This window comes from Clostridium thailandense (assembly GCF_019207025.1).
In the GTDB taxonomy this organism is placed as follows: domain Bacteria; phylum Bacillota; class Clostridia; order Clostridiales; family Clostridiaceae; genus Clostridium_AM; species Clostridium_AM thailandense.
In genome coordinates this window covers 33,857-57,496 of sequence record NZ_JAEEGC010000137.1, presented here as the reverse complement: position 1 = coordinate 57,496, position 23,640 = coordinate 33,857, and the positions used below count along the sequence as shown (strand labels likewise).

The following is a 23,640-nucleotide window of genomic DNA, read 5'->3' as shown; positions in this document are numbered from 1 at the left end:
AACTGCCTAAAACCCTATAAAACCTTTGATATAAGGCTATTTTAACTCTATCAATGCAACACACTCGACGTGTGTTGTGATAGAAAGTTGATACTAATACGCAGAAAAATTGGAGTTAGACCCCCTTAGTCCCCCTATTGCTCTAGGGGGTCGGTCTGACTATATAATTGTTTTTCTATTTTTCAAGATCTCCTCTATAATGGGCTATACCTCCTGATACATTAACTATATTAAATCCTTGCTTCTTCAATGCTTTACAAGTTCTCAAACTCCTTACCCCCGACTGACAAATAATATGATATTCTTTTGACTTATCCAGATACTTTTCTGACTCAGATAAAATTTTATTCATTGGTATGTTTTTAGCCTTTGGTAAATGACCATTGTTGTTACCCTTATTATATTGTTCAATATTATAGGAATTATAAATTCCGCTGCGAAAGCTACATTTCCCTTTTCAGCTTAGAATACCCATCATATTTAGATTCAATTTTAATAAAATAAAACACCATGTTCCAAATTGAAAACTTCGGAGCATGGTGTTTTAAAGAATGGGTTATATATTATCTAAAATTCCCCATCATTCCATTTGAATAACTGCCATTTCCCATCATGGAATTGTGCAGCTGGGTCATTCCTTCTTTACCTATTGATTGCATCCTCTGTGCCATGTAACCATAACCATTATCATTCATGATTTTAATCATTTTATCATAATCTTCCTGTGATAGATTATTCATATAATCTGTCATAGCTGCATAATTACCTGTTTCCATGTATCTGGCTGCATCTTTAAATCCATTGTCTCTCATGATTTTTGTCATATCCTGATATATATCTTTTGAGGGGTTATTAGCACTGTTTTGGTTATAGTTTGTATTATCTTTACCTTTTTCATCGCTATCTTCAACAGCAGTTTGCTTTACATTAGTACTGCTTTCATTAAGGCTAGAGTTATTAGCTATGGTAGTCTCTACTAAATTCTGCACTTTTGTATCAGGATTTTGTACTGCTAATGTGCTTACTATTGCACTGCTTGGTTTCGCTGCAATTATTTGATTATCTTTATAATTGTTATCAATACCACTTGCAAAAGCTGCTCCTCCAATTGCGCCTACTGAAATTACTGCTGCACCTAATATAGCCATTATTTTATTCTTCATAATATTTCCTCCTCTTTCAGTCGGAAGCACTGGGTAACTTAAGCATGCTCATTTTCATTATCAAGTTACCCGTTGAAGCCATTTAGGACTTCAACCTCCTTGTGTTTGTTTTTGATCAGAAAAATTATTTACATACAATTATGTGTTTCTGATTCATTAATCAAATTATATAGTACAAATATGGAGGAAATGTGGAGAACTATCTTCTTATTGAGATTTTTATTTTTCATTGGTAATAATTATTTTCTTTACAATATCTCCAGTCAAATTTATAACATTAACTTTTGTAAAACCTGCTTTCTGAACATTTTCCACAGTGCGTCTATTGATATTTGCACCCCATAGGTTTACAGTCAGTGGATTAAAAACATCCATAATTAGTCCTAATACCTTTCTTTCACTGCGTACATGCTCAATCATAATTATTTTTCCATTAGGTTTACATACCCGTCTTATTTCTTTCAATCCTTTCACAGGGTCAGGCACAGAACAAAATACACAAGTAGTGAATACCATATCAAATGTATTATCAGCAAAGTCCATATTCTGTGCATCCATCTGTATCAGTTGTACTTGTTTATTAAGTATTTTTGCCTTTTCTTTAGCTTTTTCAAGCATTTTTTCACTAAAATCAATGGCTGTTATTTCTACATCATCAGGATAATATGGTATATTCTTGCCTGTTCCAACCCCTACTTCTAAAACTTTCCCTTTTAAATCTTGAGTAGCTTCCAGTCTCCACTTTTTAAGAGACATAGCTTCCATTGGCTGCTCAAGTATATCATACACCCGGGAAGCCCTGTCGTATCTTCTTCTAATCTTTTCATTATTGTCCATTGTATCGCTCCCTCCACGTTATAGTGGATAATATTTAACAAAATTACTCATTCAAAAAATCCTAAAAGTTCATTATAACTATAAACAATCAATAAATATGTTCATATCCATATTTCTTTTGTGGATTTATTAATATTGTCCATCTTAGCAGAAATTTCTTCAATGGTTGCACTTAATTCTTCACTTGAACTATTGAGATTTTGTGAGCTAGAGATTATTGCTCCGATTAATTTTCTAGTATTTTCTCCTGCTTTATTTAAGGCAAGTGCAAGTTTTCCTATTTCATCTTTAGATTCTACCTCTATGGATTTACGTATGTATTTGCAAAAAGTTTTCTTTCAATATGCCTACTTTTCTTACATGCAATAAATTATCCTCATACATGGCTTTAGAATTGGAGCTCATTTTCATAATATCCAATACCGCTATTGTTCCAATTAACCCAATTTCAATTATAAATGAAAACTATGTAGATATTATGTAGACTTTAAATTTAATACATTTTATAGGTATATAGTAACTTTTCCAGCTTCAATTGTATTCAGCTTTTTATAGCGAAATATAAGTTTAGTATAAACAAATATCTATTCAAAAATAGGTAAAACTAATTTTAACACTATGTAGAACTTAACTTAATCATCACTGCCATATACTTGAACATGAAGATTCAGGAATGATGGGACAGTTTCTTGTAGAGTAGAAGTATATTCTGTTTATAAAAAGAAAAAGGAAGGATGAGAAGACTTATGATGGGATACAGATATGGTTACGACATGATGTCCTGGGGAAGTTATTTTGGTTGATTCCTCTTGTTTTAATAATTGTAATTGCTATAGCTGCATATAAGATAACTACAAGTGGAAGAAGAAATACAAACACTACCATAAACAATAATGCTATTGATTTATTAAAAGAGAGGTATGCAAGGGGAGAAATTGATGAAGAACAATATAAAAGAATGAGAGACACTATAGAAAATAGATAAAGTCTGTGTACCTCTTTGATATACTTTTTGCTGGTATATCTATTCAGAGGTTTACGCAGACTTCTTTATTATGTCATTCTCTCAGTTAAATGTATTATTGATTCAAAACTGATTTTCTTCTTAAATAATCTTCTTCGCTTATCTCTCCATTAGCAAATCTCTTGTTCAAAATTTCTAATGCATCATTTGATTGTGTAGTCCTTCCATAACTTAGATTATTTCCATTATATGAAGGATTTAAATAGAAGAATATTAAAACACCTATAATAATCAATGGAAAAAACATCATAACTATCATCTCCTTTTATTTTACTATAATTTTCCCATACATACCTTTTGCAGCATGTCCTGGGTACTGGCATATATAATAAAATTCTCCTGCATAACTTGCATTAAAGGTTGTAGAATCTGAATAAAATTGTCCATCTACAGCTGGAGGAAGCATTCCAGCATAGCTTCCAGGATAAATCTGTCCCTGCATCATATTCATATAGGCATATGGGGGAGCTGCATCTGTAATTGCTACATTATGATACATACCTTCATCCTCATTAATAAATTCTAATGTTACATTTGAATTCTTTGGAGTATAAACTGTTGGATTAATTAATCCACCAATTATAAACTTTTCATCTGCCTGCTTAGGGCCTCCGAGGACTACAATTTTTATATCATCTCCTGAATAGGAAACAGTATTTTTCTCCTTGTCTACAGTGGCATTTTTTAATGAATCTTCCATGTCCTTATTGGCTTCATCTTCGCTCAAAGCATTATTTGTACTCTGGTTTATACCTGATCCCCAGTTTCCGCCCATCATGCCTCCATATCCACTCATCATTCCATAACTATAGAAGTTTCTACCGAATCCATTATTATCACTACTATTATTACTACTATTAGAATTTCCGTAGTTGTCGCTAACACTGGAGCCCTCTTTTGAAGCCGCATAACCTATAAAATAAAAACTTGGTACTAAATAAGATGCAAACAGCAGCACCACTAGAACTATAATACCTGACCACATTAATTTTGTTGATCTCATGATTTCACCTCTTTTATTGTATAAACTGCAAATTCTATTATCTAAGAACTTCCAGCTTCTTCTTATATTCCTCTTCGTTAATTTCTCCTACTGCATATCTTTGCTTCAATATCTCTATAGCTTTATTAGAGGAGTAGGAATTGTTGTTTCTTTTAAACATCCTGACAACTAATATAATTATCCCTACAACCAAGAGGACTCTCAGCAGTCCAAGCCCTAATGCCCACCACAAATTTACTGTGCTTCCAATTCCATTCCCGAAGCTATTTCCAAAACCATTGCCAAAGGCATATCCCATCATTCCACCGTATCCCATCATACCTTATTCCTCCTATTTATCTTCAAATGTGATTTTTGATAATTCTTCCTGAAGCCTTACAGCTTCTAGTTCTAATTCTTTAGACTCAAGTTCTTTAATTGCCCTGTTAATTTCTCCTGCTTGAACTTCTAATTCTTTGTTACGTCTTACTAGATTTTGTATGGTTTCCTCAAGATCTATTTTTTTATTAATATATTTTTCTGCTGCCTCATCACTTGATTTAAGCATGGTTTCGGCCAATGTCTCCATTCTCGTCTTCTCTTTTTCCAGGTCTTTTATACTTGATATAAGCTTACCCTGTACCTCTGTAATTTTCACCTTCGATTCATTCAACTTTTTCAACCTGTCTTTATATTTGCCACTTGGTTCAGATGAATTTGATCCAGTCTCAACAGGAGTTGTTTTCCTGTAGGTCCCATTGGACCTGCTCCTTTTAATAGAAACCAATTCATCAAAACTGATATTTCTGTTATAAATCCTCTCCTTGTAACTTTGAAATTCCTCATCATTTATTAAGTCTTCTGCATACATCTTTTTTACAATTATTAGCTTTTCTTCAGTATCATCTTGCTCATAATAATCGTGATATGGCTGCCTGTCACTGCCGCACCCTCTTCTGGAATACCCATAATTGTCTACTATTCTAAATAAATCGCTAAATCCTCCACCGCATCCCATTATTCCGATACCACCTTTCCTGTTTTAAGTTTTAATGCTTCTAATTCTTCTTTAATCTTTGACTGCCTCTGTATAGCCTTTAGTTCTCTGTCAATCTTATCAGTCTTACCTAAATCATCTAAGCTTCCCACTTCAATCAACTCATCCATGGCTGAAATTCTGGCACTTTTCTCAGCTATTTTATTTTCCGCTCTTTCTATCCTTTCTGTTATATCCGTAATATCACTGGATACCCCAGTCATAATTTCCTTTACAACCAGCTGTGCATCTGCGGCTTTATTAATTGCTATTAGCTCTTCATTTTTATTTTCAAGTCCGCTAACTCTCTTTTCTAATTGTTCCTTACTCTGAGTTATGACTGCAACTTTTTCCTGAAGCTTTTCTACCTCTAATAAGGTTCTTTCTTCCTGAGCAATTAAATCTTGTTTCTTTTCAAGTGCAGCCTGTGCTAAATCATCACGGCCTGCTTTAATTGCCAGTTCGGCCTGTTCCTGGGCCAGTTTAATCTTATCCTTAATACTAGCAAGCTCCCCCTCAAGTCTCTTTTTTACTGTTGTAACCTCCACAAGAGTTTTCTTGACCTCAGTAATTTTCTGCCTCATCTCTACTACGGAAAGCTCCAAAGCTTCCTCAGGATTTTCTATTTCGGTTAATACTGCATTTGCTTTAGCAGTAAGTATGGACTTTATTCTACTTAATATACTCATTATTACTCCTCCATTCCAATATTTAAATATATCAATTAGCTGATATATGAATTGTAGTATTCAATTATGGAGGAATTATGAAGAGTTCATACATCCTTGATTTATTATTTTTCCTTAACTTGAATTATTAATTTTAATAGGTTTATTTTCGTAAATATGGAGTATCCTATTACTAGAAATAAATACTTCCAGTTGCCACTGCTTACCTTGGATATATGGTTACCTTAGTTACAAACAACATTAAAGATCGAGGATTTTCTGAAAATGCGTATGAGTTAGTTGTTAAAAGTGTATTTTGGAATCTATTTTCATGGGTTATGCTTATAATAGCTATTGGAGTTACTTTATTTGGATTAGGGTTTGGAAAACTTAAATTAGGAAAAAGTGAAGAGGAATCAAACGAATTTACTAAAGGTCATGTTGAAAAAGAAGAATTGCTAGGAAAATCAGTGGAAGAGTACCCTAAAAATAGTAAGAACTTAGTAGTACCAGTAGCTGTATTGCTTATAAGTACTATCTTCTTTTTCTGGTGGACCGGAAAAGATAAGGCTTCAAGTTTTATAGGCGCCTTAAGTTCAGCGGAATTTAGCGTCTCAATATTCTCTGGCGTAATATTCACTATTTTTATAACAACCATTTACTTTATGGTGCAAAAGATAAGTCTTGCAGAAATAGAAGATCATATTATAAAGGGCGGAGAAAAAGTACTTTCTCTTGTAATTATACTTATTCTCAGCTGGGCACTAACCGCTGTTACACAAGATATGGGCTTTAACAAGCTTATAAGCGAAAGTCTGATTAAAAGCATACCAAGATTTCTTATACTGGCTATCCTATTTCTAATAAGCGGCATAATATCTTATACCATAGGATCTTATTGGGCAACTTGGGCTCTGATGATTCGTTGCTAAGCATCTTTCTTATGCTGCTTTCATACCAATTTGCCTTTCCATTCCAGTTTGGAATTCCTTCTTCTTCAAGTTCTCTCGCTATACGATTCGGACCTTTGCCATCAAGTATAAATTCGTCTTACAATCTTGGCCTGCTTTTCATTAATAATAAGGTTGCCATCTTCATCTTTATCATACCCTAAGAATTTTGTGTGATTTACTACAACCTTCCCCTGTTCAAATCGCCTTCTAATTCCCCATGTAGAGTTTTCCGAAATGGAACGGCTCTCATCCTGCAGCGTATGAGGAAACAAATAAAAAAGCTCCGTTATTTATAGTACGGTTCACCGTACCCAATTCTAATACCTTGAATATTTAAGTTGTGGTAATTTACTGCTAGGACGAAACATAAGGAAGATACTCAGAATCTCATTCTCATAATGAATAAATAATATAATATACGAGGTAATCCGATGGCGGATATTATTGTGATTGCAGTATATACTTTTTTCCTATCTCGTAATGTAAACAATAAAAACTTGTAACCTAAAATACCAATCAATCCGCCCAAAGAATTTAGAATTACATCATCAATATCTGATGCCCCAAGGCCTAAAAGCCCCTGAGTGATTTCAACAAACAAACTCACTATAAATATAAATAACAAATTGGTTGCTACTCTTTTATCATTTTTGAATAATAACAAATACGTACCAAGCGGAATAAAGATAACTATATTGCCAACCACATTACCAAAAGCAAATGCTTTTATATTTGCAGAGCTGCTAGATATATATTCCATTATACTATGAAAAGGAATGAGATTAATTGACCTCTTCTCCAAATGCGAAATTCTTGATAAGAACAATATTTTAATTAATAAAAGTATATAGCAAGTGAAAACACCATATAAAAAGACTTTCTTAATTATCTCTCGTTTATTCATAATTTACCTCCATTTTTCATTTCATCCCTGCTTATTCTTTGACATTCAGTTTATAAATAATCTTCAGTTATCACTTCTCTATAAGTATTCACTCTGAGTCCCCTTTCATGAATGTAAAAGCTTGTCCGATTATGCAATTTCATCTTACCGAAATCAGGCAAGCGATGTTGGAATTTTTGCTTATGAAAATCTTAATAAATTCTTATGAAGAACTTATTATTTCCCTATACTGTTGTATACAGCTAACGCATCGGTAATATTATACTGCTTAGAATGGTGGTCTCCTTTTGCTCCAGTTGAAATCAGAATATATTCTTGTCTACCCACTTTGGCTAGACTCGCGAGGCATAGGCCAGCCTTATCGGTATATCCAGTTTTCCCTCCTAAAATTTCCCCACCAGTAATGTTTTGATTCTTAAGTTCTTCAAACATAGTACTGTAAAAGGTTATCCCACCAGGGTGCTTATTCGTAGGTCCAGTAGAATGACGGGATGAAGTAAAAATCTCCCTGAAAGTATCATTTTTCAAAGCATAGCTTAGAAGAATACCTAGATCCTTCACTGTTGTGTAATGGTTTTTATTATGAAGCCCTGTCACATTTTGAAAATGGGTGTTTTTCATACCAAGATCAGCCGCCTTTTGATTCATCATTTTTACAAAATTCTGCTCTGACCCCGCAATTTGATCGGCAAGCCCAATACAGCACTCCGCACCGCTTGGCAGCAGTGCCCCGTATAACAGATCTATTGCCATTACTTGTTCCCCTGATTGAAAACCTGCCATTGATGCATCTGCTCCATACAGCCCCTTAAACGTAGAATTTGTCAGTTTGATTTCTTCCTTCATATTAGGTAAATTTTCTATTGCAACAATGACTGTCATCATTTTAGTCAAAGAAGCTGGATAAATTTTCTCTTCGCTATTTTTTTGCATTAGAGTAGTTTTATCTTTTAAACGGATCAGAATCGCGTTAGGACTATTCAGCTTATCGGGAGATATGGAAACATAGGGATCGGGTTCTATCTTTGATAGGAGAGCCGATGTCGTTCTATCGTCATATTCTTTGTCAAAGATATGCTGATATCCTTGAATAATGATGAATTTATAAGCAAAAGCAACAATTCCAACCATCAATAGAAATGTTACAAATATTAGTATTTTGGGCTTTTGCTTTTTTAGTTTTCGTACCATAATAAAACAACTCCTTATTTTGTGCTGATATTATTTAAACACAGAATAAGGAGCTATGTTGGAATTCCATCTTATGAACTTCTTAAGATTTTCTTATGATGGAAGCTTTACTGTAAATGTAGTATTTTCAATGTTGCTTACCACAGAGATTGTTCCATCGTGAACCGTGACAATTTCTTGTGCAATTGCCAAACCCAGCCCTGCTCCACCGGTGTTTGTGGAACGTGCAGAATCTAATCGGTAAAATTTTTCAAAAATAGTTTCAAGCTTTGCCTGCGGGATTGGATTTCCTTGATTAGTAAAAGTTATAACTATATTTTTGTCCTGCTGCTCCGCAGAAATGTCAATGACGCTGTTCTCATAGCTATAGGCTATCGCATTTTTCAAAATGTTATTGAACACACGAGCCAGTTTATCTGCATCTCCCAATAGAGTGAGTCCTTCAGTCACATTGACGGACACTCGCTTTTCCTGTGGAGCCAGCATTGGATAGAATTCATCTGCAATCTGCTGGAGCATAAACAGTAAATTGATTTTTTCTTTATTCAAGACAATAGTTTGGAGGTTAAATCTTGTGATCTCAAAAAACTCATTTATAAGCTGCTCTAATCGATAAGCTTTTTCCAAGGTAACACCAACATATTTTGCCTTCTGCTTAGGAGGCATGTCAGGAGCTTCATCCAGAAGACTTAAGTATCCTATAACAGAGGTTAAAGGTGTCTTTATATCATGAGCCAAGTAAACTACCAAATCATTTTTGCGCCGCTCGGCATCAAGTGCAGCTTTTTTTTGCTTTTCTAAGTTGTTTTTTATTTGATTAAGCTTATTTTCCATAAAATCTAATTCTGGTGATAGCGTAATTTCATTATCAGATTCCTCAGTAAGTTTATCCATTCCAGCGCTGATCTCATCAAAATATTTTGTAAACCAAGAAGCAGAAAACCGAAAAAGGATAATTAAAAATATTAAGATTACAACAAAAAGGATCATATCCATATTATTGCGAATCATCAACTGATAGATTGTCATTGCGTCCGAATTTTCAAACCTAAAAGCAATGACTAAAAATCGGACAATACGATCCCCAATCCGCCCCCGCAGGATATTGCGTAATAGATAAACAGTTGTAACCGTGGCAAAAATAATTAGAAGCATTCGAAAAAATACTTTTCTTTCTATTTTGGTATAATCATTACTTCTTTTGTCACTTTTACTTTTCAATTTTATAGCCAACCCCCCATACCGTTTTGATATATTTAGGATGTTCTGCGCTGTCGTGCATTTTTTCTCTTAAATGGCGGATATGAACCATTACCGTATTATTGCTGTTAGTAAAATATTTGTCTCCCCATACCTCATGGAACAATTCTTCCGAACTGACCACCCGTCCTCGATTGGAACAAAGGACCCAAAGAATTGAAAATTCTGTAGGTGTGAGGGATAGCTTTTTCTCATTTAATGTACATTCATGGATATCCAAGTCCAATACCAATCCGGAGAAAGCAATCAAGTGTTCTTCCTTGTTTAACTCTGAAGAATTATATTTAGTAAATCTCCGAAGCTGCGCCTTGACACGGGCAACAAGCTCCAAAGGTCGAAACGGTTTTGTTATGTAATCATCCGCACCTAGCGTCAACCCGGTAATTTTGTCAATTTCCTCATCTTTAGCAGTCAGCATAATAACAGGGAAATTATGATTTTCCCTAATTTTCTGACAGAGAGTAAAGCCATCAATATCCGGCAGCATGACATCAAGTATCGCAAGCCCTAACTGTTCTGACTCAACACACCGAAGCGCATCTTGACCGTTATAAAATTTGTATATTGTAAAACCTTCATTTTTTAAATAAACTTCAATTAGGTTCGCTATGGACTGTTCATCGTCTACAACTAAAATATTGATACTCATAAGTTCTATCTCTTCCTCCTGATTAAACACTCATTATTATAGTACTGCAAACCAAAATTTATATCATAATAATTTTCTTAATAAAACCTTAAGATTTTATTAATATAGGCTTCAATATTTATGTAAACCATTTAAATATATTAATTCATAAAATCCTACGATTGTGATTTTATTCGATATGAAAATTGTATCACATTTTTTTCATAATATAATTAAGAATCATCAAAATTTAAAGTTTATGTAATTACTGATGATTATTGCTCCATCTCATCATTTCAACAAAAATGGGGTACAAATCTTTTCCTGCTTGAGATAGTGAGTACTCAACATGTGGTGGGATTTCATTAAATTGAGTTCTATCAACTAAGCCCTTGCTTTCTAAATCTCGGAGTGTAGAAGTGAGCATTGTATTAGTTATTTCTCCTATTTGTTTTTTTAAATCACCAAAACGAATAGAGTCGTATTTTATCAACTCAAATAGTACTCGAATATTCCATTTTCCTTGAAAAATCTCTAGGGTTTTATATGCTCCACAATTTTTATCGATTTTTATTTCTCTTATCTTCTCTTGATACTCCTTAAATGTTATATCTTTCATTTAATTAATTCCCCCTCAAATTCTAAAATTCAGTACGGTCAAGCATACTTAGTTCGTATATTCTGCGTACTTGTGCTGTATTTTTGTTCTAAGTATAATAAATGTACTATAAAAAATCAAGGAGTGATCTAACTATGAATACAACAATTTATTATTTTTCAGCTACAGGAAACAGTCTAATGGTAGCAAAGGATTTGAGTGAACAGTTAACAGATTCTAAAATTGTACAAATTTCTAAGAAAAATATGTCCATTTCTAAAGACACTAAATCAGATAAAATAGGCTTTGTATTTCCTGTATATAATTTTGGAATACCTGTGATGGTAAAAAACTTTATAGAAAACTTGCAGCTAAGTAAACATACCTATATTTTTACTATAGCAACCTGTGGCGGGATGATAGGGGCTGCCCTTGATCAAATGAAAAAAATACTAAACAAAAAAGGCATTAAATTGGCTGCATCTTTTAGTGTATTTATGCCTGGCAGCGATCAGCTCATGTTTCAAACTGTTTCCGAAGAAGAACAGAATAAACTTTTTAAGAACGAAAAAGAGCAAGTTTATACAATAGCCTCTGCTATAAAAAACGGCCAATATGTTGAATATAAGACTAATGCTATTATGAGTCCTGTTTATAACTTACTATACACAGCTACTTTTAGGCCAAAAGCTATGGGCAAAAATTTCTGGACTGATGAAAAATGTATAGGATGCGGCTTATGCTCAAAGGTATGTCCTGCAAGCAATATAGTTATGTATGAAGGAAAACCAAAATGGGACAATCAATGTGAGTCCTGTCTTGCTTGCATGCAATGGTGCCCTCAAAAATCTATACAATATAAGAAAGCGACTGTTAAAAAAGGGCGTTATCACCATCCAGACATAAAGGTAAATGATCTCATTCAAAAATCATAAAACATACTCAAATTAAAATCTTATCAGAATATGAAAAGGAAGCATACTATAAGATGGTGAGTAAGTATGCTTCCTTGAAATTTTATACTCCTAGAATATCCTCAATCAAGGCAGGATTTTTCGGATTCCATCCCAGCAACTCCTGTGTGAGCGCACTTGAAACCGGATTATCACTTAAAACAAACTGAGAAAGCCAGCCAAAATGTTTTTCTGCATCTTCATGAGAAATACTCATAACTGGCAGATTATGACGTTTAGCGATTGCTTTAGCAATATCTCGAAACAATATTCCTTCTTCACTAACACCATGAAGACAGGAACCTGCAGGGGCATCCTCATATAAAGCTGACCGCTTCTCAGAAAAAGAGAAGTCGGCGCATAGAAACTCACAATTTCCTTTAGACTGTCAAAAGGCTTTTGAAATAGGTTTTTAAACAATGTACCTATTATAATTGGAGTAGTTAATGCATAAATGCTTAGGCTATACAATTGTCCATACCTTAAATTTGTCTTAAAAATCCCATTAATTATAAGAGCAAATATAGCTAAAAATAAAGAACTTAAGATTTCTCCAAAGAAATACACAAAAATATTTCCTAGAAAGATAAATGGTATAATAGCATTTGCAGAAGGTAAGTATCTATTTACCATATTTTTGTTAATAGTAGCTCCTTGAAATGATTTGAAATCAGTTACTTGTGTTTGTACTTTATTCTTTTTTTGAATCATTTTATCTTTTAATATTAAAATACCTTCACTATGCTTTATTCCTTGAACACTATTTATGTTACGGTTCACCGTCAACGCCACTATCAAAGGTTTTATTCTTTAATTTAGGAAACTTTATCTAACATATATATGCATAATATAGTTTCTATTCGTCAAACTCTAAATTTGCTTAAAGCTTCTTTCAGATTCCACCTCACAATGAACACCTTATTCCTACGCCTGGTACTTTCATATGTTAGATTGCTCCGATACTGGGCGCACGCAAAAAACCCTCGAATACAATATCTATTCGAGAGTTAAAATATACACTAATTAAATTGCATTAATTTAGATAGCTGTAATATTTTCTGCTTGAGGTCCTTTTGGTCCTTTTACAACATCAAAAGAAACCTTTTGACCTTCTTCAAGTGACTTATAACCTTCTGATTTTATTTGAGAAAAGTGTGCAAAAACATCTTTTCCGTCTTCTCCTGTAATAAATCCAAAGCCTTTTTCTGAATTAAACCATTTTACTGTACCAGTCATCTAACTGTACCTCCGAAATTTTATTATTCTTAAACTCATTGTACTAATTCACTAATAAAATTCCCATATCATCATACTATACGTGGAAAGTACTAATTGAAATATATTTTGTTGAATTGTTAACCATTAATTTAAGTTCTCATTAAGAATAACATAGTTTATTAAATAAAACAAGTTATTCTTTTTAATTAGCTCATTTATATTAATTATTTGTATAATTCTTATGAATAGTATATGATTAAAGGATATGGCAGCCAGAAAGTTTTAATTGAGCTTCCATTGAGAGGGAGAAACAATATGAAACTTATTCAGCCAATAAAGGATACTAACTTAATTAATACGCTAAAATCAGAATTACTTAAGGTCGGATATAGAAATTACTTACTATTTGATATAGCAATAAATACAGGCTTAAAAATTATAGATATACTAAATCTTATAGTTTGGGATGTAAAAAACAAGTCTCAAATTGAAGTAAAGGAAAGCAGAACCGGCAGATCGTTGAAATATGCCGTGTCTCCTGAAATTCACAATGAAATTGAGAAGTTTATACTTGGAATGTCTGCAGGGGATCTGCTTTTTCCAAGTAAAAAAGGTGGAAAAAAGCCTATAACAGACAAGCAAGCCTATAAGTGGATAAATCAAATAAGCGGAAAACTTGGTCTAGATGATATCTGCACCCATACACTCCGAAAAACCTTTGGGTATCACCATTATAAAAAGCATAACGATATCGCCTTGCTGCAGAACTTATTTAATCACTCCACACCTGATATGACTCTTAGATATATAGGTGTTGCTGATATTGAAGCCACTAGCATTGAGGATTTCTTTCAGTAAATAGATAAAGGTGAGAACATATATAAACTTTTATTATGTATGATCTCATTTTTATTTTCTCCACACACTATCCACTATTAATCACCAACACTTTCTTCCACATGTATTAATTTAACTTTATAAATGGAACACTATAACAAGAGAGGTAGAAGATAATGAATTTTAACCAATTAGGAATCAGCGAAGATATAGTAAAGATATTAAAAAATAATGGCATCACTGAGCCCACACTGGTTCAATCCGAAAGTATCGGTCTTATAAAGAACGGAAGAGATGTTATAGTAGAATCTCAAACCGGCACAGGAAAAACACTAGCGTTCTTGCTTCCCATTTTTGAAAATATTTCACTTAAGATTGATGCAGTTCAAGCCTTAATTTTAACTCCTACAAGAGAGCTTGCCCTTCAGATAACTCAGGAAGCTCTGAAGCTTAAACAAGCTAAGGATGTTAATATATTGGCAGCCTATGGAGGCAAGGATGTTGGGTCCCAGCTTAAGAAGCTAAAAACGGGTATCCATCTTGTTATTGCAACTCCAGGAAGACTTCTTGATCATCTTGAAAGAAAAGCTATAGATTTAAGTAAATTAAAAACCTTTGTACTGGATGAAGCAGATCAAATGCTTTTAATGGGCTTTAAAAATGAGGTGGAGGCAATCATAAGAGAAACTTCTAAAAAACGCCAAACCCTTTGTTTCTCTGCAACCATAAATTCAGATGTTAAAAGACTAGCCTATAGATACACGAAAGAGCCGTTAGAAGTAACAGTAAATAAAGAAGAAGTAACTCTTGATGCTATTAAACAGCAGGTAGTAGAAACTACAGACAGAAAAAAACAGGATGCTTTGTGTATTGTGCTCAATCAAGACAATCCATATATGGCTATAATATTTTGCAGAACCAAAAGAAGAGCAGATGAACTGGAAGCAGCACTATATAAGCGAGGCTACAACTGTGAAAAGCTGCACAGCGATATACTTCAGTCAAAACGTGAAAGAATAATGAAATCCTTTAGAAATGGTGATCTTCAATACTTAATAGCAACGGATGTAGCCTCTAGAGGGCTTGATATAAGCGGAGTTAGCCATATATATAACTATGACATACCTGAAAGCACAGAAAGCTATATACATCGAATCGGCAGAACCGGAAGAGCCGGAGAGGAAGGTTACACCTGCCTATTTATTGACCCAAAAGACAGATTGAGACTTGAAGAAATAGAAAAAGCTATTAAATTTAAAATACCAAGAAGGGACTTAGGTGAAGAGAATAATGGCTACAAATAGAAGTGTTCCAAGAAATTTCAACTACAATAATATAGAGAAAAAAAATAAAAATTTTATGTACAAAAACCTAGAGAGAAGCAACTGTTATAACTGCGACTTTTCAGGCTCGATTTTTGATTTTGCAAGCTTTAGAGGAGCACATTTTAAATCCACCAATTTCTTCAGATGCAGCTTTAAATATGCAGAATTTATTGGAACAAATTTAAAAGACAGTGACTTTAAAAGTGCTGTTTTTGAAAATACTGTTTTCGACTCTGTTAAGCTGGAAAATACTAATTTCAAGGATGTAAAATTTATAAATACTATATTTTTATTTACTGATATGAGAAAAGCTAAAAATATTGATATAAATGCCCCAGGCATCAGAATTTTTGAAGAAATGCCCAAATTAAAAATTAGCGAAGAGTTAAGAAGTGCTGTTTTAACAGCTATGGAAAACAAATATGTAAAGAAATCACGAGTCCTTGACACAAAAGACGGCGGCCTTAATACATTAAATATTATGCTTCTACTAGAAAATTTTACGGAAGAAACAATAATTACGGGACTAAAGTCAATTGTTACAAAACTGGACAGGGAATTTTACACTTTAAGTTACATAATAAAGTTTTTGAGCAATATCGACAGTTAAAATTATCAACCTCACTTACTTATGATACTATTTACCGTATCTATATAAACAGATAACCTAAAGGAGGCATATTAAATATTTATGCCTCCACCAAATTGGAATTATATTTCAAAACAAACTTCTTCTAATCTAGCTGTTCACTCGTTCTTTTTTAAGAAATGCATAATATAGTTACCGATCTTTTAAACATATTCAGACCAGAGGAACTCATACCGCATAAAATTGTGCCCGCAATTAAAGAAATCTTGCATTCATTTGAACCCATATGCGAATCCAAAAACATTAAATTGCGCTTAGTTAGTGATACAGACGTACGGGTTAACATGGCTAGAAACCTTTTTAAAAGGGCCATCGAAAATATTGTAAATAATGCGGTTCAAATATATGTACACATAATTTTTGAAAGACTAATTAAAAACACTGTAAAATCCAATTCTGAATAATACAGTGTTTAGATAAATTGTTCATTCTTTCAGATGTTACGCTAAATATTAAGATTATGCATTTAAAACTTGCAGTCTCGCAAATGGTTTAAAAGTTCTTTATGTATTCGAATTAGAGTCTGAACATCCTCTTCTGGTATTTTTTCCAATGCTAACGCCATGGCTCTATATGATAGAGCGTTTTGAGAAGACTTCTTTGATAGCTCTTTACCTTTTGAAGTTGAAGTTAAATGGATTTCCCTACGGTTTTCTTTAGTAATTTTCCTATCAATAAGTTTTAAGTTAACAAGACTGTCAACATTAACACTAACCGTACTTTTTGGGAGATTTAATTTGTCTGTTATCCCTTTAAGTGTTATTTCAGGAAAGGCACTTACTATATTCAAAATACCCATCTGTTGTAATGTAAGGCCCATACTATCAGCATTTTGTGATGTAAACCTTGTCAAAGTTCCACTAATTGCCATAAAAGATTGAACCACTTCGCCAGACTGCTTAACCTTGAGATTATTGTAATCCATAATGGTAATCCTCCAATCAAAATATAATATAGTTCATAGCAGAATTGTTCCACTGTGAACAATATTAATTATATCATAACTTTTAAAAATAAAGTTGATTATCTTCATAATAAATACAAAATAGCGATCTTGATGATTTACTGCCGGAGACACTTGTAACTTTTGTCCGTTATAAATACTCCGGCTGTTTCAGACTTTTTATTTACTATTTTTAGAATTCTAATCCTTTTTAAACAGTTACCTCTCTACACCAATTTTATGCTACCTCAAACTGATTGTTATATAGCTCTGCATAAAAGCCATTCCTTTCAAGCAGTTCCTCGTGGCTTCCACTTTCGATAATATCACCATCCTTCATTACTAGTATAAGATCTGCATTCTTTATCGTTGATAACCGATGGGCAATGACGAAAGATGTTCTTCCCGCAGTAAGCTTATCCATAGCTGCCTGTACCATACGTTCCATACGTGTATCCACAGAACTTGTAGCTTCGTCCAGTATTAGTAATGGAGCATTTTGTATCATCGCTCTTGCTATTGTAATGAGCTGCTTCTGTCCTTCTGAAATACTTGCCTTATCATCCAGTATTGTATCATAGCCCTTTGGTAAAGTCTTGATAAAATGGTGAAGCCCTACGGTTTTGCATGCTTTTATTACCTCTTCTTCAGTAACCCCCTGCTTACTATATATGATGTTATCCCTTATGGTTCCCTCAAAAATCCAGGTGTCCTGTAATACCATACTAAACTGTGCATGGACATTTTCTCTACGTACCTCATGAATAGGAACACCATCTATACAAATTTCTCCTGCATCAAGCTCATAGAATCTCATAAGCAGATTGACCATGGTTGTCTTTCCTGCTCCAGTTGGTCCAACGATTGCCACCTTCTGTCCGGCTTTTATATTAGCTGAAAAATTGTGAATAACCGTCTTATCCGGTGTGTATCCGAATTTAACATTCTTAAATTCAACATCACCTTTGACCTTAGTAAGGTTACTCTGCTTTTCTGACTCATTTTCCAGCTCAACTTCATCCAGGAACTCAAAGACACGTTCACTTGCAGCTGCAGTTCTTTGCAAACTGCTCATTGCTACTGCCATCTGTGACAGCGGTTGTGTAAATAACTTTACATACATCATAAATGCTACAATTACACCGAAGGTAATTTTTCCATCCATAGCAAGTACTGCACCAACTAAGCACACTGCTGCATATCCAAAATTACCCATAAAGCTCATAATAGGTACCATTAATCCAGCTAGGAATTGAGATTTCCACGCACTTTTGTATAGATTTGAATTGCTCTTTTCAAATATTTCTTTCGCTTCCCTGCTTCCATTATAGACCTTCACAACATTATGTCCTGTATAAACCTCTTCGATATGTCCATTAATGCGGCCTAACTCTTCCTGTTGTTCTTTAAAGTATTTCTGTGATCCTTTCATGATGAGCTCCATAAAAACAACCCCAAGAGCACTTGCCCCTATGGCAGTCAGTGCTAGAATCCAGCTGCTATAGAACATCAGGACCAGAGAACCTATCAGCATCGTAACTGAGGTAATTAACGTTCCAATACTTTGATTCAGAGTATCCCCAATTGCATCCACATCATTTGTTACACGACTTAAGACGTCACCGAAGCTGGTGGAATCAAAGTATTTCAGCGGAAGACGGTTCACTTTCTGCGAAATATCGGTTCGCATCTTCTTAGAAATAGTCTGAGTTACCGTGGCCATAATCAAACTTTGTAAATAATTCAAAAGTAGTGAGATACCATAAAATATCGCCAGTGTCCATGAAATTTTAGAAACCGCATTCATATCAATACTTCCTAGCACCTGAGTTCCTTTTACCACTTTCGGAAGACCCTTCATGATTTCATCCGTTAAATCCTTTAATTTGTTAGGTCCGATAACCTGCAGCACCGTTCCAGCTGCCGCAGCAATCCATGCAATTAATATGGCAGGTACATATTTCTTGCAGTACCCTAACAGTTTTGCCACAGTTGTCTTAAAACTTTTCTGTTTTTCCACTATTCCGCCCACAGCGCTCCTTACCTTTGGACTACCCTGCAAATTTTGTTTTACTCTTTGTTCACTCATGATACCAATTCCTCCTCACTTAATTGTGACATAGCTATTTCTTTATAAACATCACAAGTATTTAAAAGCTCTTTGTGAGTGCCTTTTCCAACCACTTTGCCTTCATCCAGAACAATGATCTGATCAGCATCCATAATAGTTCCGATTCTTTGAGCAACAATCAGGCTGGTTACTCCCGCTGTTTCTTTTTTTAACGTGGATCTAAGTATGCGATCGGTCTTATAATCCAGTGCCGAGAAGCTGTCATCAAAAATATAAATTTCCGGTTTACGACAAACTGCACGGGCTATAGCTAATCGCTGTTTCTGACCTCCTGACACATTGGCACCTCCCTGGGAGATATCCGCTTCATACTGGTTTTCCATCTTTTCTACAAAATCACTTCCCTGCGCAATTCTTACCGCAGACTGTATTTCTTCACGTGCCGGCTTTTTCTTTCCGTTATCACCGTAACTCACATTACTGCTCACCGTTCCTCGAAACATCACTACTTTCTGTGGAACATATCCAATCTTATTATGCAAAGCTTCTTGTGTGTATCCTTTCACGCTTACACCATCTACTAGGACATCACCATCTGTAGCATCATAAAATCTTGGAATCAGACTAATTAGTGTGCTCTTACCGCTGCCAGTTGAACCGATAAATGCAACAGTCTCTCCTTTCTTTGCAGTAAAGCTGATATTTTCCAGGACATAATCAGAAGCTCCCGGATATTTGAAACTGACGTTTCGGAATTCAATCTGTCCTTCTATTCCCTCTTTTCCTTCTTCTACATATCCATCTATAATTGCAGGTTCCGTTTCCAGTACTTCATTGATACGTTTGGCAGATACTGACGCTCTTGGCATCATTATAAAAATCATCACAAGCATCAAGAAAGGCATTATCACCTGCATAGCATAAGAAGAAAACACAACCATGTTAGAAAAAAGTGTCAAACGCTCTATGGCCTCTGCTCCGTTAACGATATAAGCCCCAATCCAGTAGATAGCTAGGGACAATCCCCCCATGAGTGCTGTCATCATCGGCATCATAATAGCCATGCCGCGATAGGTATATAGCTGGGTAGCCATTAACTCTTCGTTTGCATTTTCAAACTTTTCTTCCTGATAGTTTTCTGCATTATATGCTCTTACCACCCGTAATCCTGTAAGATTCTCTCTTGTTACACGATTCAAGTTATCGATCAGTGTTTGCATTTTTTTAAACTTTGGCATGACGAAAATCATAATCAGTACTATGACAGCAACCATAATTCCTAACGTTACAACCGTAGCAACCGTCCACTCAAACCCTTTTCCTGAAATTTTTGTTATTGCCCATACTACCAGAATTGGTGCCTTAATTAGTGTCTGTAATCCCATTGCAACCAGCATCTGTACCTGAGTAATATCATTGGTTGATCGTGTTATCAGGCTATCTGTAGAAAAACGGCTGATTTCTTCCATTGAGAAAGAATCTACCTTGGAAAACAAAAGACTTCTAAGCCTCTGAGAAAAAGCAGCTGCGATTCTTTCTACAAAAAATCCTACCACTACAGCGGACACAAGACTACCTATAGCACAAAGCATCATCTTTCCACCAGCCGACCACATGGCTGACAGTTCACTTCCCGGTGTTTGTATAATTTTTGTAATCTCAGACATATAATCTGGAAGTTTCAAATCCAGCCAGACCTGTGCTACGATAAATACTATACTTGCCAACACCTGAATCCATTCTCCTTTTTTCAGGTGTTTTAATAATTTAAACATATTTTCTCCTCCTTTTATTAACTGCATTATATACTAACACTATTAGGTATTTGTTGTAACGTATGCAGTCACATAACGTGACTGCATCTATATAAAATCTTCTGGGCTTTTATCAGCAAGTTTTTTCATAATCCGGATATACTCCTTTGCGTCGTCTTCTCCGAGATATTTAAGCATATTGGTTATAAAGCTCATCCTCATCTGATTTTGCTTATGTACCTGCTCTCTTCCGGCATCAGTTAAGTCAATCAAAATTCTTCTACGATCCTCCAAATCAATTCTTCGTAAAATCAGCCCTTTTCCCTCCAGACTGTTAAGAGCCGCTGCAATCCTAGCTGAAGTGGTTCCCATGGCATTACTGATATCACTTGGAATTACATTTCCTTCATGTTCAGAAATATAGGAGAGTACAAAATTTTCACCATTCACAGAATCGCTAACATGCTTCTGGGCATTTCTTCCACGCATCCGGTACATTACTTCCATATACTCACTCGCTAAACTTTCGTAATCCATTTTTTCACCTACTTGAATTTAAAATTATCTAACACTATTAACTATATATACTATTAATCATTTTGTCAATACTAATTCTTATTTTTTCTAATAAATGCATTTATATTTATGTTTTACACATAAAAATGAGACCTCTGTATTCCTACAAAGGTCTTATGAACTTTTAGAAGAATAAAAACCAAATCATCTAAGAATATTGGTATTTACCCTTACACTTAAATCTTCAGAAAATGCATGATGGAACTAACAAATTCAATTTCTTTTCCATAAGGAATGTTCTTTGCTTTAATCAATAGGAGACTCAATCGCACCTACTGGACATAGCTCAGCACAGGGACCTATTCCTATACACTTTTGAGGATCAATTTCATATTTAGTTTCACCTTCATGAACTGCATTAAACGGACAAACTTTTGCACATTTTCCACATTTAATGCAATCCTTATTAATTTTACGAAATACATCTTGTCCTGCTTGCTTTTTTTTAATTGATTTCCATATCGGCCCATATTCCATAGACTCACAGGCATTTCTTAAGGCTTCTCCTCCTGAAACCTTAAGTATAATAGATAAGGCACCATCTATACCAGCAGAGACTCCTCCAGCCGTAATAATATTTCCGTTATCTACAAATCGCTCACCCTTAACAATATGAATTGTAGGATCGATTTCAGCCAATGTATCATAAAAAAAATGATGTGTTGTGGCAGATAACCCTTTTAACAAACCCGCCTTAGCAATTAAACCAGCTCCATTGCATATAGAAAATACCATATTTGCATTTTTACTCTGCGATTTTATCCAGTTTATTATATTATCATTACATAAAAGTTCGGGGGTTACTTTTCCACCAGGTATAACTAAAATATCTGCCTGAGGGCAATCTGTAAAGTCATAGTCCGCTTTCACTACTAATCCTTTAGAATTGATATCTCCTTTTTTTTCACTGACTGTAAACAGATCATAATGAGCGAAAGGCGAGGCTATATTTACAGAAATAAATGCCTCATATGGGCCGACAAAATCCATTGGTTCCACACCGTCAAATAATAGTATTCCTACTTTTTTAGCTACTCTAGTAATATCCATTAAAAATCCTCCATCGCTAAATAAATTTTTAATCCGTGCACGTCATATTTATATTACAACATACAATCTGCCTTTCAAAAAGAGCCAGATTTCAATCTAAATATAGGGCCAGATATTTCTAACATTTACATATATCTTGTTTCAGGCGATAAATGTTAGCACTAGCTACGTAGGAATTTAATAAAGTAAAATGATATATTTAAATACCATAGTATGAGAAATTCGTCTATAATCCTAAACATTTTATCCTTCCGGATATACCGATTCCCCTGTATTTAGTGCAATCAGTTTAATTTTCGTCCTATCTCTTCAGCTTGTTTTAAAATTTCTTGTTGACTAAGAATATCATCCTTATCCCCCAAATTTCCTGCGATAATATTACCGGCATTCACCATTTTACTATAGCCACCAAAAATGATATTCAGATATTCCGTAACATTTTTAAATGCTTCGGCAGGTGCACCACTGCATGTAACTGTTATATATTTTTTCCCTGGTAAAATTCTCGTAGTATTATTGGATTCTATAAAAAATGTAAACATTCTATCGAGGAACTGTTTTGTGTGACCACTCACTTGCAACATATAGACAGGTGTTCCCACGATAATGCAGTCAGCATCTGCTATCTTTGGTAAAAGCTCGGTCATCTTGTCATTAATCGAACAATATTCCACCTTGTTTGCCTGACATAAACCACAGGCCCTGCATCCTTTATTATCAAGTTCTGATAAATTATAAATTTCAACGTCATGTCCATTTTCCTTAATGCCGTCACAAATAGCGCCAACTATTTTTGAAGTATTTCCTTCCTTTCTCCCACTACCTACAAAAGCCATAACTTTCATTTTTCTTACCTCCTGATATCAATCTTAAAATTAAAATGTTGCTCAAACCAGCATGGTACCCCTAAGAGAACAGCTTAATACTGGTTCAAAAACTAAATTAATTATATATGTTACATATCAAGGATGTTTGCCTTTTTCACCTGCCCTTTTGCCTTTTTCACCAAATCATTATCTC

At 34.4% G+C, this 23,640-nt stretch carries 29 protein-coding genes and 3 pseudogenes; 8 read left to right on the top strand and 24 right to left on the bottom strand.

Going from position 1 to position 23,640, the window contains the following annotated elements; translation table 11 throughout:
- Positions 1-175: 175 nt before the first annotated feature.
- From I6U48_RS23465 to I6U48_RS30550, 4 genes are all read right to left on the bottom strand, one after another.
- Positions 176-412, bottom strand: coding sequence for a rhodanese-like domain-containing protein (locus tag I6U48_RS23465; protein ID WP_312891127.1), 237 nt, complete (start codon positions 410-412; stop codon positions 176-178).
- 151 nt (positions 413-563) lie between these two features.
- A complete protein-coding gene (locus I6U48_RS23460) occupies positions 564-1,163 on the bottom strand; it encodes a hypothetical protein (RefSeq protein WP_218322905.1) in 600 nt (199 codons plus the stop codon).
- A 219-nt stretch (positions 1,164-1,382) separates the two neighbouring features.
- Positions 1,383-2,000 (bottom strand): class I SAM-dependent methyltransferase, encoded by a 618-nt coding sequence (locus I6U48_RS23455; RefSeq protein WP_218322904.1) that lies wholly within the window; start codon positions 1,998-2,000, stop codon positions 1,383-1,385.
- Between the two features lie 309 nt (positions 2,001-2,309).
- Positions 2,310-2,447, bottom strand: coding sequence for an MCP four helix bundle domain-containing protein (locus I6U48_RS30550; RefSeq protein WP_376774595.1), 138 nt, complete (start codon positions 2,445-2,447; stop codon positions 2,310-2,312).
- 193 nt (positions 2,448-2,640) lie between these two features.
- Between I6U48_RS30550 and I6U48_RS30545 the strand changes: the two are divergent.
- A pseudogene (locus tag I6U48_RS30545) lies at positions 2,641-2,700 on the top strand (multicopper oxidase domain-containing protein); the annotation flags it as partial.
- Between the two features lie 99 nt (positions 2,701-2,799).
- Complete coding sequence (locus tag I6U48_RS23440) at positions 2,800-2,985, top strand: SHOCT domain-containing protein (RefSeq protein WP_218322902.1); 186 nt, start codon at positions 2,800-2,802, stop codon at positions 2,983-2,985.
- Positions 2,986-3,079: 94 nt separating this feature from the next.
- Here I6U48_RS23440 and I6U48_RS23435 read toward each other — a convergent pair whose 3' ends face one another.
- Genes I6U48_RS23435 through I6U48_RS23415 form a run of 5 tightly spaced genes read right to left on the bottom strand, consistent with a single transcriptional unit; the run spans position 3,080 to position 5,731 of the window.
- Complete coding sequence (locus tag I6U48_RS23435) at positions 3,080-3,274, bottom strand: SHOCT domain-containing protein (RefSeq protein WP_246615514.1); 195 nt, start codon at positions 3,272-3,274, stop codon at positions 3,080-3,082.
- Between the two features lie 15 nt (positions 3,275-3,289).
- Positions 3,290-4,027: a plastocyanin/azurin family copper-binding protein gene (locus I6U48_RS23430; protein ID WP_218322900.1), complete on the bottom strand. Its 738-nt coding sequence runs from the start codon at positions 4,025-4,027 to the stop codon at positions 3,290-3,292.
- 37 nt (positions 4,028-4,064) lie between these two features.
- Positions 4,065-4,346: an SHOCT domain-containing protein gene (locus tag I6U48_RS23425; protein ID WP_218322899.1), complete on the bottom strand. Its 282-nt coding sequence runs from the start codon at positions 4,344-4,346 to the stop codon at positions 4,065-4,067.
- A gap of 12 nt (positions 4,347-4,358) precedes the next feature.
- Complete coding sequence (locus tag I6U48_RS23420; RefSeq protein WP_218322898.1) at positions 4,359-5,024, bottom strand: hypothetical protein; 666 nt, start codon at positions 5,022-5,024, stop codon at positions 4,359-4,361.
- Positions 5,024-5,731, bottom strand: a complete 708-nt coding sequence (locus I6U48_RS23415) for a PspA/IM30 family protein (protein WP_218322897.1) — start codon at positions 5,729-5,731, stop codon at positions 5,024-5,026. The genes I6U48_RS23420 and I6U48_RS23415 overlap by 1 nt, the downstream gene beginning before the upstream one ends.
- Positions 5,732-5,946: 215 nt before the next feature.
- On the opposite strand from I6U48_RS23415, the gene I6U48_RS23410 reads away from it, so the two are divergent.
- Complete coding sequence (locus I6U48_RS23410) at positions 5,947-6,642, top strand: Na+/H+ antiporter NhaC family protein (protein WP_246615513.1); 696 nt, start codon at positions 5,947-5,949, stop codon at positions 6,640-6,642.
- Here I6U48_RS23410 and I6U48_RS30370 read toward each other — a convergent pair.
- The 7 genes from I6U48_RS30370 to I6U48_RS23380 form a co-directional block, all read right to left on the bottom strand.
- Complete coding sequence (locus I6U48_RS30370; protein WP_312891126.1) at positions 6,560-6,751, bottom strand: recombinase family protein; 192 nt, start codon at positions 6,749-6,751, stop codon at positions 6,560-6,562. The two genes, I6U48_RS23410 and I6U48_RS30370, sit on opposite strands and share 83 nt — an antisense overlap.
- Positions 6,744-6,935: a recombinase gene (locus I6U48_RS29865; protein WP_246615512.1), complete on the bottom strand. Its 192-nt coding sequence runs from the start codon at positions 6,933-6,935 to the stop codon at positions 6,744-6,746. Before I6U48_RS29865 ends, I6U48_RS30370 begins: the two co-directional genes overlap by 8 nt.
- Positions 6,936-7,042: 107 nt before the next feature.
- On the bottom strand, positions 7,043-7,567 hold the full coding sequence (locus I6U48_RS23400; RefSeq protein WP_218322896.1) for a VanZ family protein: 525 nt from the start codon (positions 7,565-7,567) through the stop codon (positions 7,043-7,045).
- A gap of 216 nt (positions 7,568-7,783) precedes the next feature.
- A complete protein-coding gene (locus tag I6U48_RS23395) occupies positions 7,784-8,758 on the bottom strand; it encodes a D-alanyl-D-alanine carboxypeptidase family protein (RefSeq protein WP_218322895.1) in 975 nt (324 codons plus the stop codon).
- Positions 8,759-8,851: 93 nt separating this feature from the next.
- On the bottom strand, positions 8,852-9,991 hold the full coding sequence (locus I6U48_RS23390; protein WP_376774594.1) for a sensor histidine kinase: 1,140 nt from the start codon (positions 9,989-9,991) through the stop codon (positions 8,852-8,854).
- On the bottom strand, positions 9,969-10,667 hold the full coding sequence (vanR, locus tag I6U48_RS23385; protein ID WP_218322893.1) for a VanR-ABDEGLN family response regulator transcription factor: 699 nt from the start codon (positions 10,665-10,667) through the stop codon (positions 9,969-9,971). Before vanR ends, I6U48_RS23390 begins: the two co-directional genes overlap by 23 nt.
- A gap of 244 nt (positions 10,668-10,911) precedes the next feature.
- A complete protein-coding gene (locus I6U48_RS23380) occupies positions 10,912-11,265 on the bottom strand; it encodes a winged helix-turn-helix transcriptional regulator (RefSeq protein ID WP_218322892.1) in 354 nt (117 codons plus the stop codon).
- Between the two features lie 134 nt (positions 11,266-11,399).
- Between I6U48_RS23380 and I6U48_RS23375 the strand changes: the two genes are divergently transcribed.
- Positions 11,400-12,179, top strand: coding sequence for an EFR1 family ferrodoxin (locus tag I6U48_RS23375; protein WP_218322891.1), 780 nt, complete (start codon positions 11,400-11,402; stop codon positions 12,177-12,179).
- A gap of 332 nt (positions 12,180-12,511) precedes the next feature.
- Positions 12,512-12,613, top strand: a pseudogene (locus I6U48_RS29860) (flavodoxin family protein); the annotation flags it as partial.
- 49 nt (positions 12,614-12,662) lie between these two features.
- Here I6U48_RS29860 and I6U48_RS29855 read toward each other — a convergent pair.
- Positions 12,663-12,908, bottom strand: a pseudogene (locus I6U48_RS29855) (DUF1189 family protein); the annotation flags it as partial.
- Between the two features lie 327 nt (positions 12,909-13,235).
- On the bottom strand, positions 13,236-13,433 hold the full coding sequence (locus I6U48_RS23365; protein WP_218322890.1) for a cold-shock protein: 198 nt from the start codon (positions 13,431-13,433) through the stop codon (positions 13,236-13,238).
- Between the two features lie 297 nt (positions 13,434-13,730).
- Here I6U48_RS23365 and I6U48_RS23360 point away from each other — a divergent pair, with 297 nt between their 5' ends.
- From I6U48_RS23360 to I6U48_RS23350, 3 genes are all read left to right on the top strand, one after another.
- The gene (locus I6U48_RS23360; protein ID WP_218322889.1) at positions 13,731-14,273 is read left to right on the top strand and encodes a tyrosine-type recombinase/integrase; all 543 of its coding nucleotides are present in this window, start codon (positions 13,731-13,733) and stop codon (positions 14,271-14,273) included.
- Positions 14,274-14,428: 155 nt separating this feature from the next.
- Positions 14,429-15,556 (top strand): DEAD/DEAH box helicase, encoded by a 1,128-nt coding sequence (locus I6U48_RS23355; protein WP_218322888.1) that lies wholly within the window; start codon positions 14,429-14,431, stop codon positions 15,554-15,556.
- Complete coding sequence (locus tag I6U48_RS23350) at positions 15,543-16,187, top strand: pentapeptide repeat-containing protein (protein WP_218322933.1); 645 nt, start codon at positions 15,543-15,545, stop codon at positions 16,185-16,187. The genes I6U48_RS23355 and I6U48_RS23350 overlap by 14 nt, the downstream gene beginning before the upstream one ends.
- A 505-nt stretch (positions 16,188-16,692) precedes the next feature.
- Here I6U48_RS23350 and I6U48_RS23345 read toward each other — a convergent pair.
- From I6U48_RS23345 to I6U48_RS23320, 6 genes are all read right to left on the bottom strand, one after another.
- Positions 16,693-17,151 carry a MarR family winged helix-turn-helix transcriptional regulator gene (locus tag I6U48_RS23345; RefSeq protein WP_218322887.1) on the bottom strand — a complete coding sequence of 153 codons (459 nt, stop codon included), beginning with the start codon at positions 17,149-17,151 and terminating at the stop codon, positions 16,693-16,695.
- Between the two features lie 256 nt (positions 17,152-17,407).
- Positions 17,408-19,258, bottom strand: coding sequence for an ABC transporter ATP-binding protein (locus tag I6U48_RS23340; RefSeq protein WP_218322886.1), 1,851 nt, complete (start codon positions 19,256-19,258; stop codon positions 17,408-17,410).
- The gene (locus tag I6U48_RS23335; RefSeq protein WP_218322885.1) at positions 19,255-21,015 is read right to left on the bottom strand and encodes an ABC transporter ATP-binding protein; all 1,761 of its coding nucleotides are present in this window, start codon (positions 21,013-21,015) and stop codon (positions 19,255-19,257) included. The genes I6U48_RS23340 and I6U48_RS23335 overlap by 4 nt, the downstream gene beginning before the upstream one ends.
- 87 nt (positions 21,016-21,102) lie before the next feature.
- The gene (locus I6U48_RS23330) at positions 21,103-21,531 is read right to left on the bottom strand and encodes a MarR family winged helix-turn-helix transcriptional regulator (protein WP_218322884.1); all 429 of its coding nucleotides are present in this window, start codon (positions 21,529-21,531) and stop codon (positions 21,103-21,105) included.
- Positions 21,532-21,816: 285 nt separating this feature from the next.
- Positions 21,817-22,620 (bottom strand): DJ-1/PfpI family protein, encoded by an 804-nt coding sequence (locus I6U48_RS23325; protein WP_218322883.1) that lies wholly within the window; start codon positions 22,618-22,620, stop codon positions 21,817-21,819.
- A gap of 284 nt (positions 22,621-22,904) precedes the next feature.
- The gene (locus I6U48_RS23320) at positions 22,905-23,465 is read right to left on the bottom strand and encodes a flavodoxin family protein (protein WP_218322882.1); all 561 of its coding nucleotides are present in this window, start codon (positions 23,463-23,465) and stop codon (positions 22,905-22,907) included.
- Between the last annotated feature and the right edge of the window lie 175 nt (positions 23,466-23,640).

Excerpts from the sequence above, each read along its gene's own strand:
- I6U48_RS23460 (WP_218322905.1), bottom strand. The coding sequence starts at position 1,163 with ATGAAGAATAAAATAATGGCTATATTAGGTGCAGCAGTAATTTCAGTA.
- I6U48_RS23455 (WP_218322904.1), bottom strand. The coding sequence starts at position 2,000 with ATGGACAATAATGAAAAGATTAGAAGAAGATACGACAGGGCTTCCCGG.
- I6U48_RS23435 (WP_246615514.1), bottom strand. The coding sequence starts at position 3,274 with ATGATGTTTTTTCCATTGATTATTATAGGTGTTTTAATATTCTTCTAT.
- I6U48_RS23430 (WP_218322900.1), bottom strand. The coding sequence starts at position 4,027 with ATGAGATCAACAAAATTAATGTGGTCAGGTATTATAGTTCTAGTGGTG.
- I6U48_RS23425 (WP_218322899.1), bottom strand. The coding sequence starts at position 4,346 with ATGATGGGATACGGTGGAATGATGGGATATGCCTTTGGCAATGGTTTT.
- I6U48_RS23420 (WP_218322898.1), bottom strand. The coding sequence starts at position 5,024 with ATGGGATGCGGTGGAGGATTTAGCGATTTATTTAGAATAGTAGACAAT.
- I6U48_RS23415 (WP_218322897.1), bottom strand. The coding sequence starts at position 5,731 with ATGAGTATATTAAGTAGAATAAAGTCCATACTTACTGCTAAAGCAAAT.
- I6U48_RS23410 (WP_246615513.1), top strand. The coding sequence starts at position 5,947 with ATGGTTACCTTAGTTACAAACAACATTAAAGATCGAGGATTTTCTGAA.
- I6U48_RS23400 (WP_218322896.1), bottom strand. The coding sequence starts at position 7,567 with ATGAATAAACGAGAGATAATTAAGAAAGTCTTTTTATATGGTGTTTTC.
- I6U48_RS23395 (WP_218322895.1), bottom strand. The coding sequence starts at position 8,758 with ATGGTACGAAAACTAAAAAAGCAAAAGCCCAAAATACTAATATTTGTA.
- vanR (WP_218322893.1), bottom strand. The coding sequence starts at position 10,667 with ATGAGTATCAATATTTTAGTTGTAGACGATGAACAGTCCATAGCGAAC.
- I6U48_RS23380 (WP_218322892.1), bottom strand. The coding sequence starts at position 11,265 with ATGAAAGATATAACATTTAAGGAGTATCAAGAGAAGATAAGAGAAATA.
- I6U48_RS23375 (WP_218322891.1), top strand. The coding sequence starts at position 11,400 with ATGAATACAACAATTTATTATTTTTCAGCTACAGGAAACAGTCTAATG.
- I6U48_RS23365 (WP_218322890.1), bottom strand. The coding sequence starts at position 13,433 with ATGACTGGTACAGTAAAATGGTTTAATTCAGAAAAAGGCTTTGGATTT.
- I6U48_RS23360 (WP_218322889.1), top strand. The coding sequence starts at position 13,731 with ATGAAACTTATTCAGCCAATAAAGGATACTAACTTAATTAATACGCTA.
- I6U48_RS23355 (WP_218322888.1), top strand. The coding sequence starts at position 14,429 with ATGAATTTTAACCAATTAGGAATCAGCGAAGATATAGTAAAGATATTA.
- I6U48_RS23350 (WP_218322933.1), top strand. The coding sequence starts at position 15,543 with ATGGCTACAAATAGAAGTGTTCCAAGAAATTTCAACTACAATAATATA.
- I6U48_RS23345 (WP_218322887.1), bottom strand. The coding sequence starts at position 17,151 with ATGGATTACAATAATCTCAAGGTTAAGCAGTCTGGCGAAGTGGTTCAA.
- I6U48_RS23340 (WP_218322886.1), bottom strand. The coding sequence starts at position 19,258 with ATGAGTGAACAAAGAGTAAAACAAAATTTGCAGGGTAGTCCAAAGGTA.
- I6U48_RS23335 (WP_218322885.1), bottom strand. The coding sequence starts at position 21,015 with ATGTTTAAATTATTAAAACACCTGAAAAAAGGAGAATGGATTCAGGTG.
- I6U48_RS23330 (WP_218322884.1), bottom strand. The coding sequence starts at position 21,531 with ATGGATTACGAAAGTTTAGCGAGTGAGTATATGGAAGTAATGTACCGG.
- I6U48_RS23325 (WP_218322883.1), bottom strand. The coding sequence starts at position 22,620 with ATGGATATTACTAGAGTAGCTAAAAAAGTAGGAATACTATTATTTGAC.
- I6U48_RS23320 (WP_218322882.1), bottom strand. The coding sequence starts at position 23,465 with ATGAAAGTTATGGCTTTTGTAGGTAGTGGGAGAAAGGAAGGAAATACT.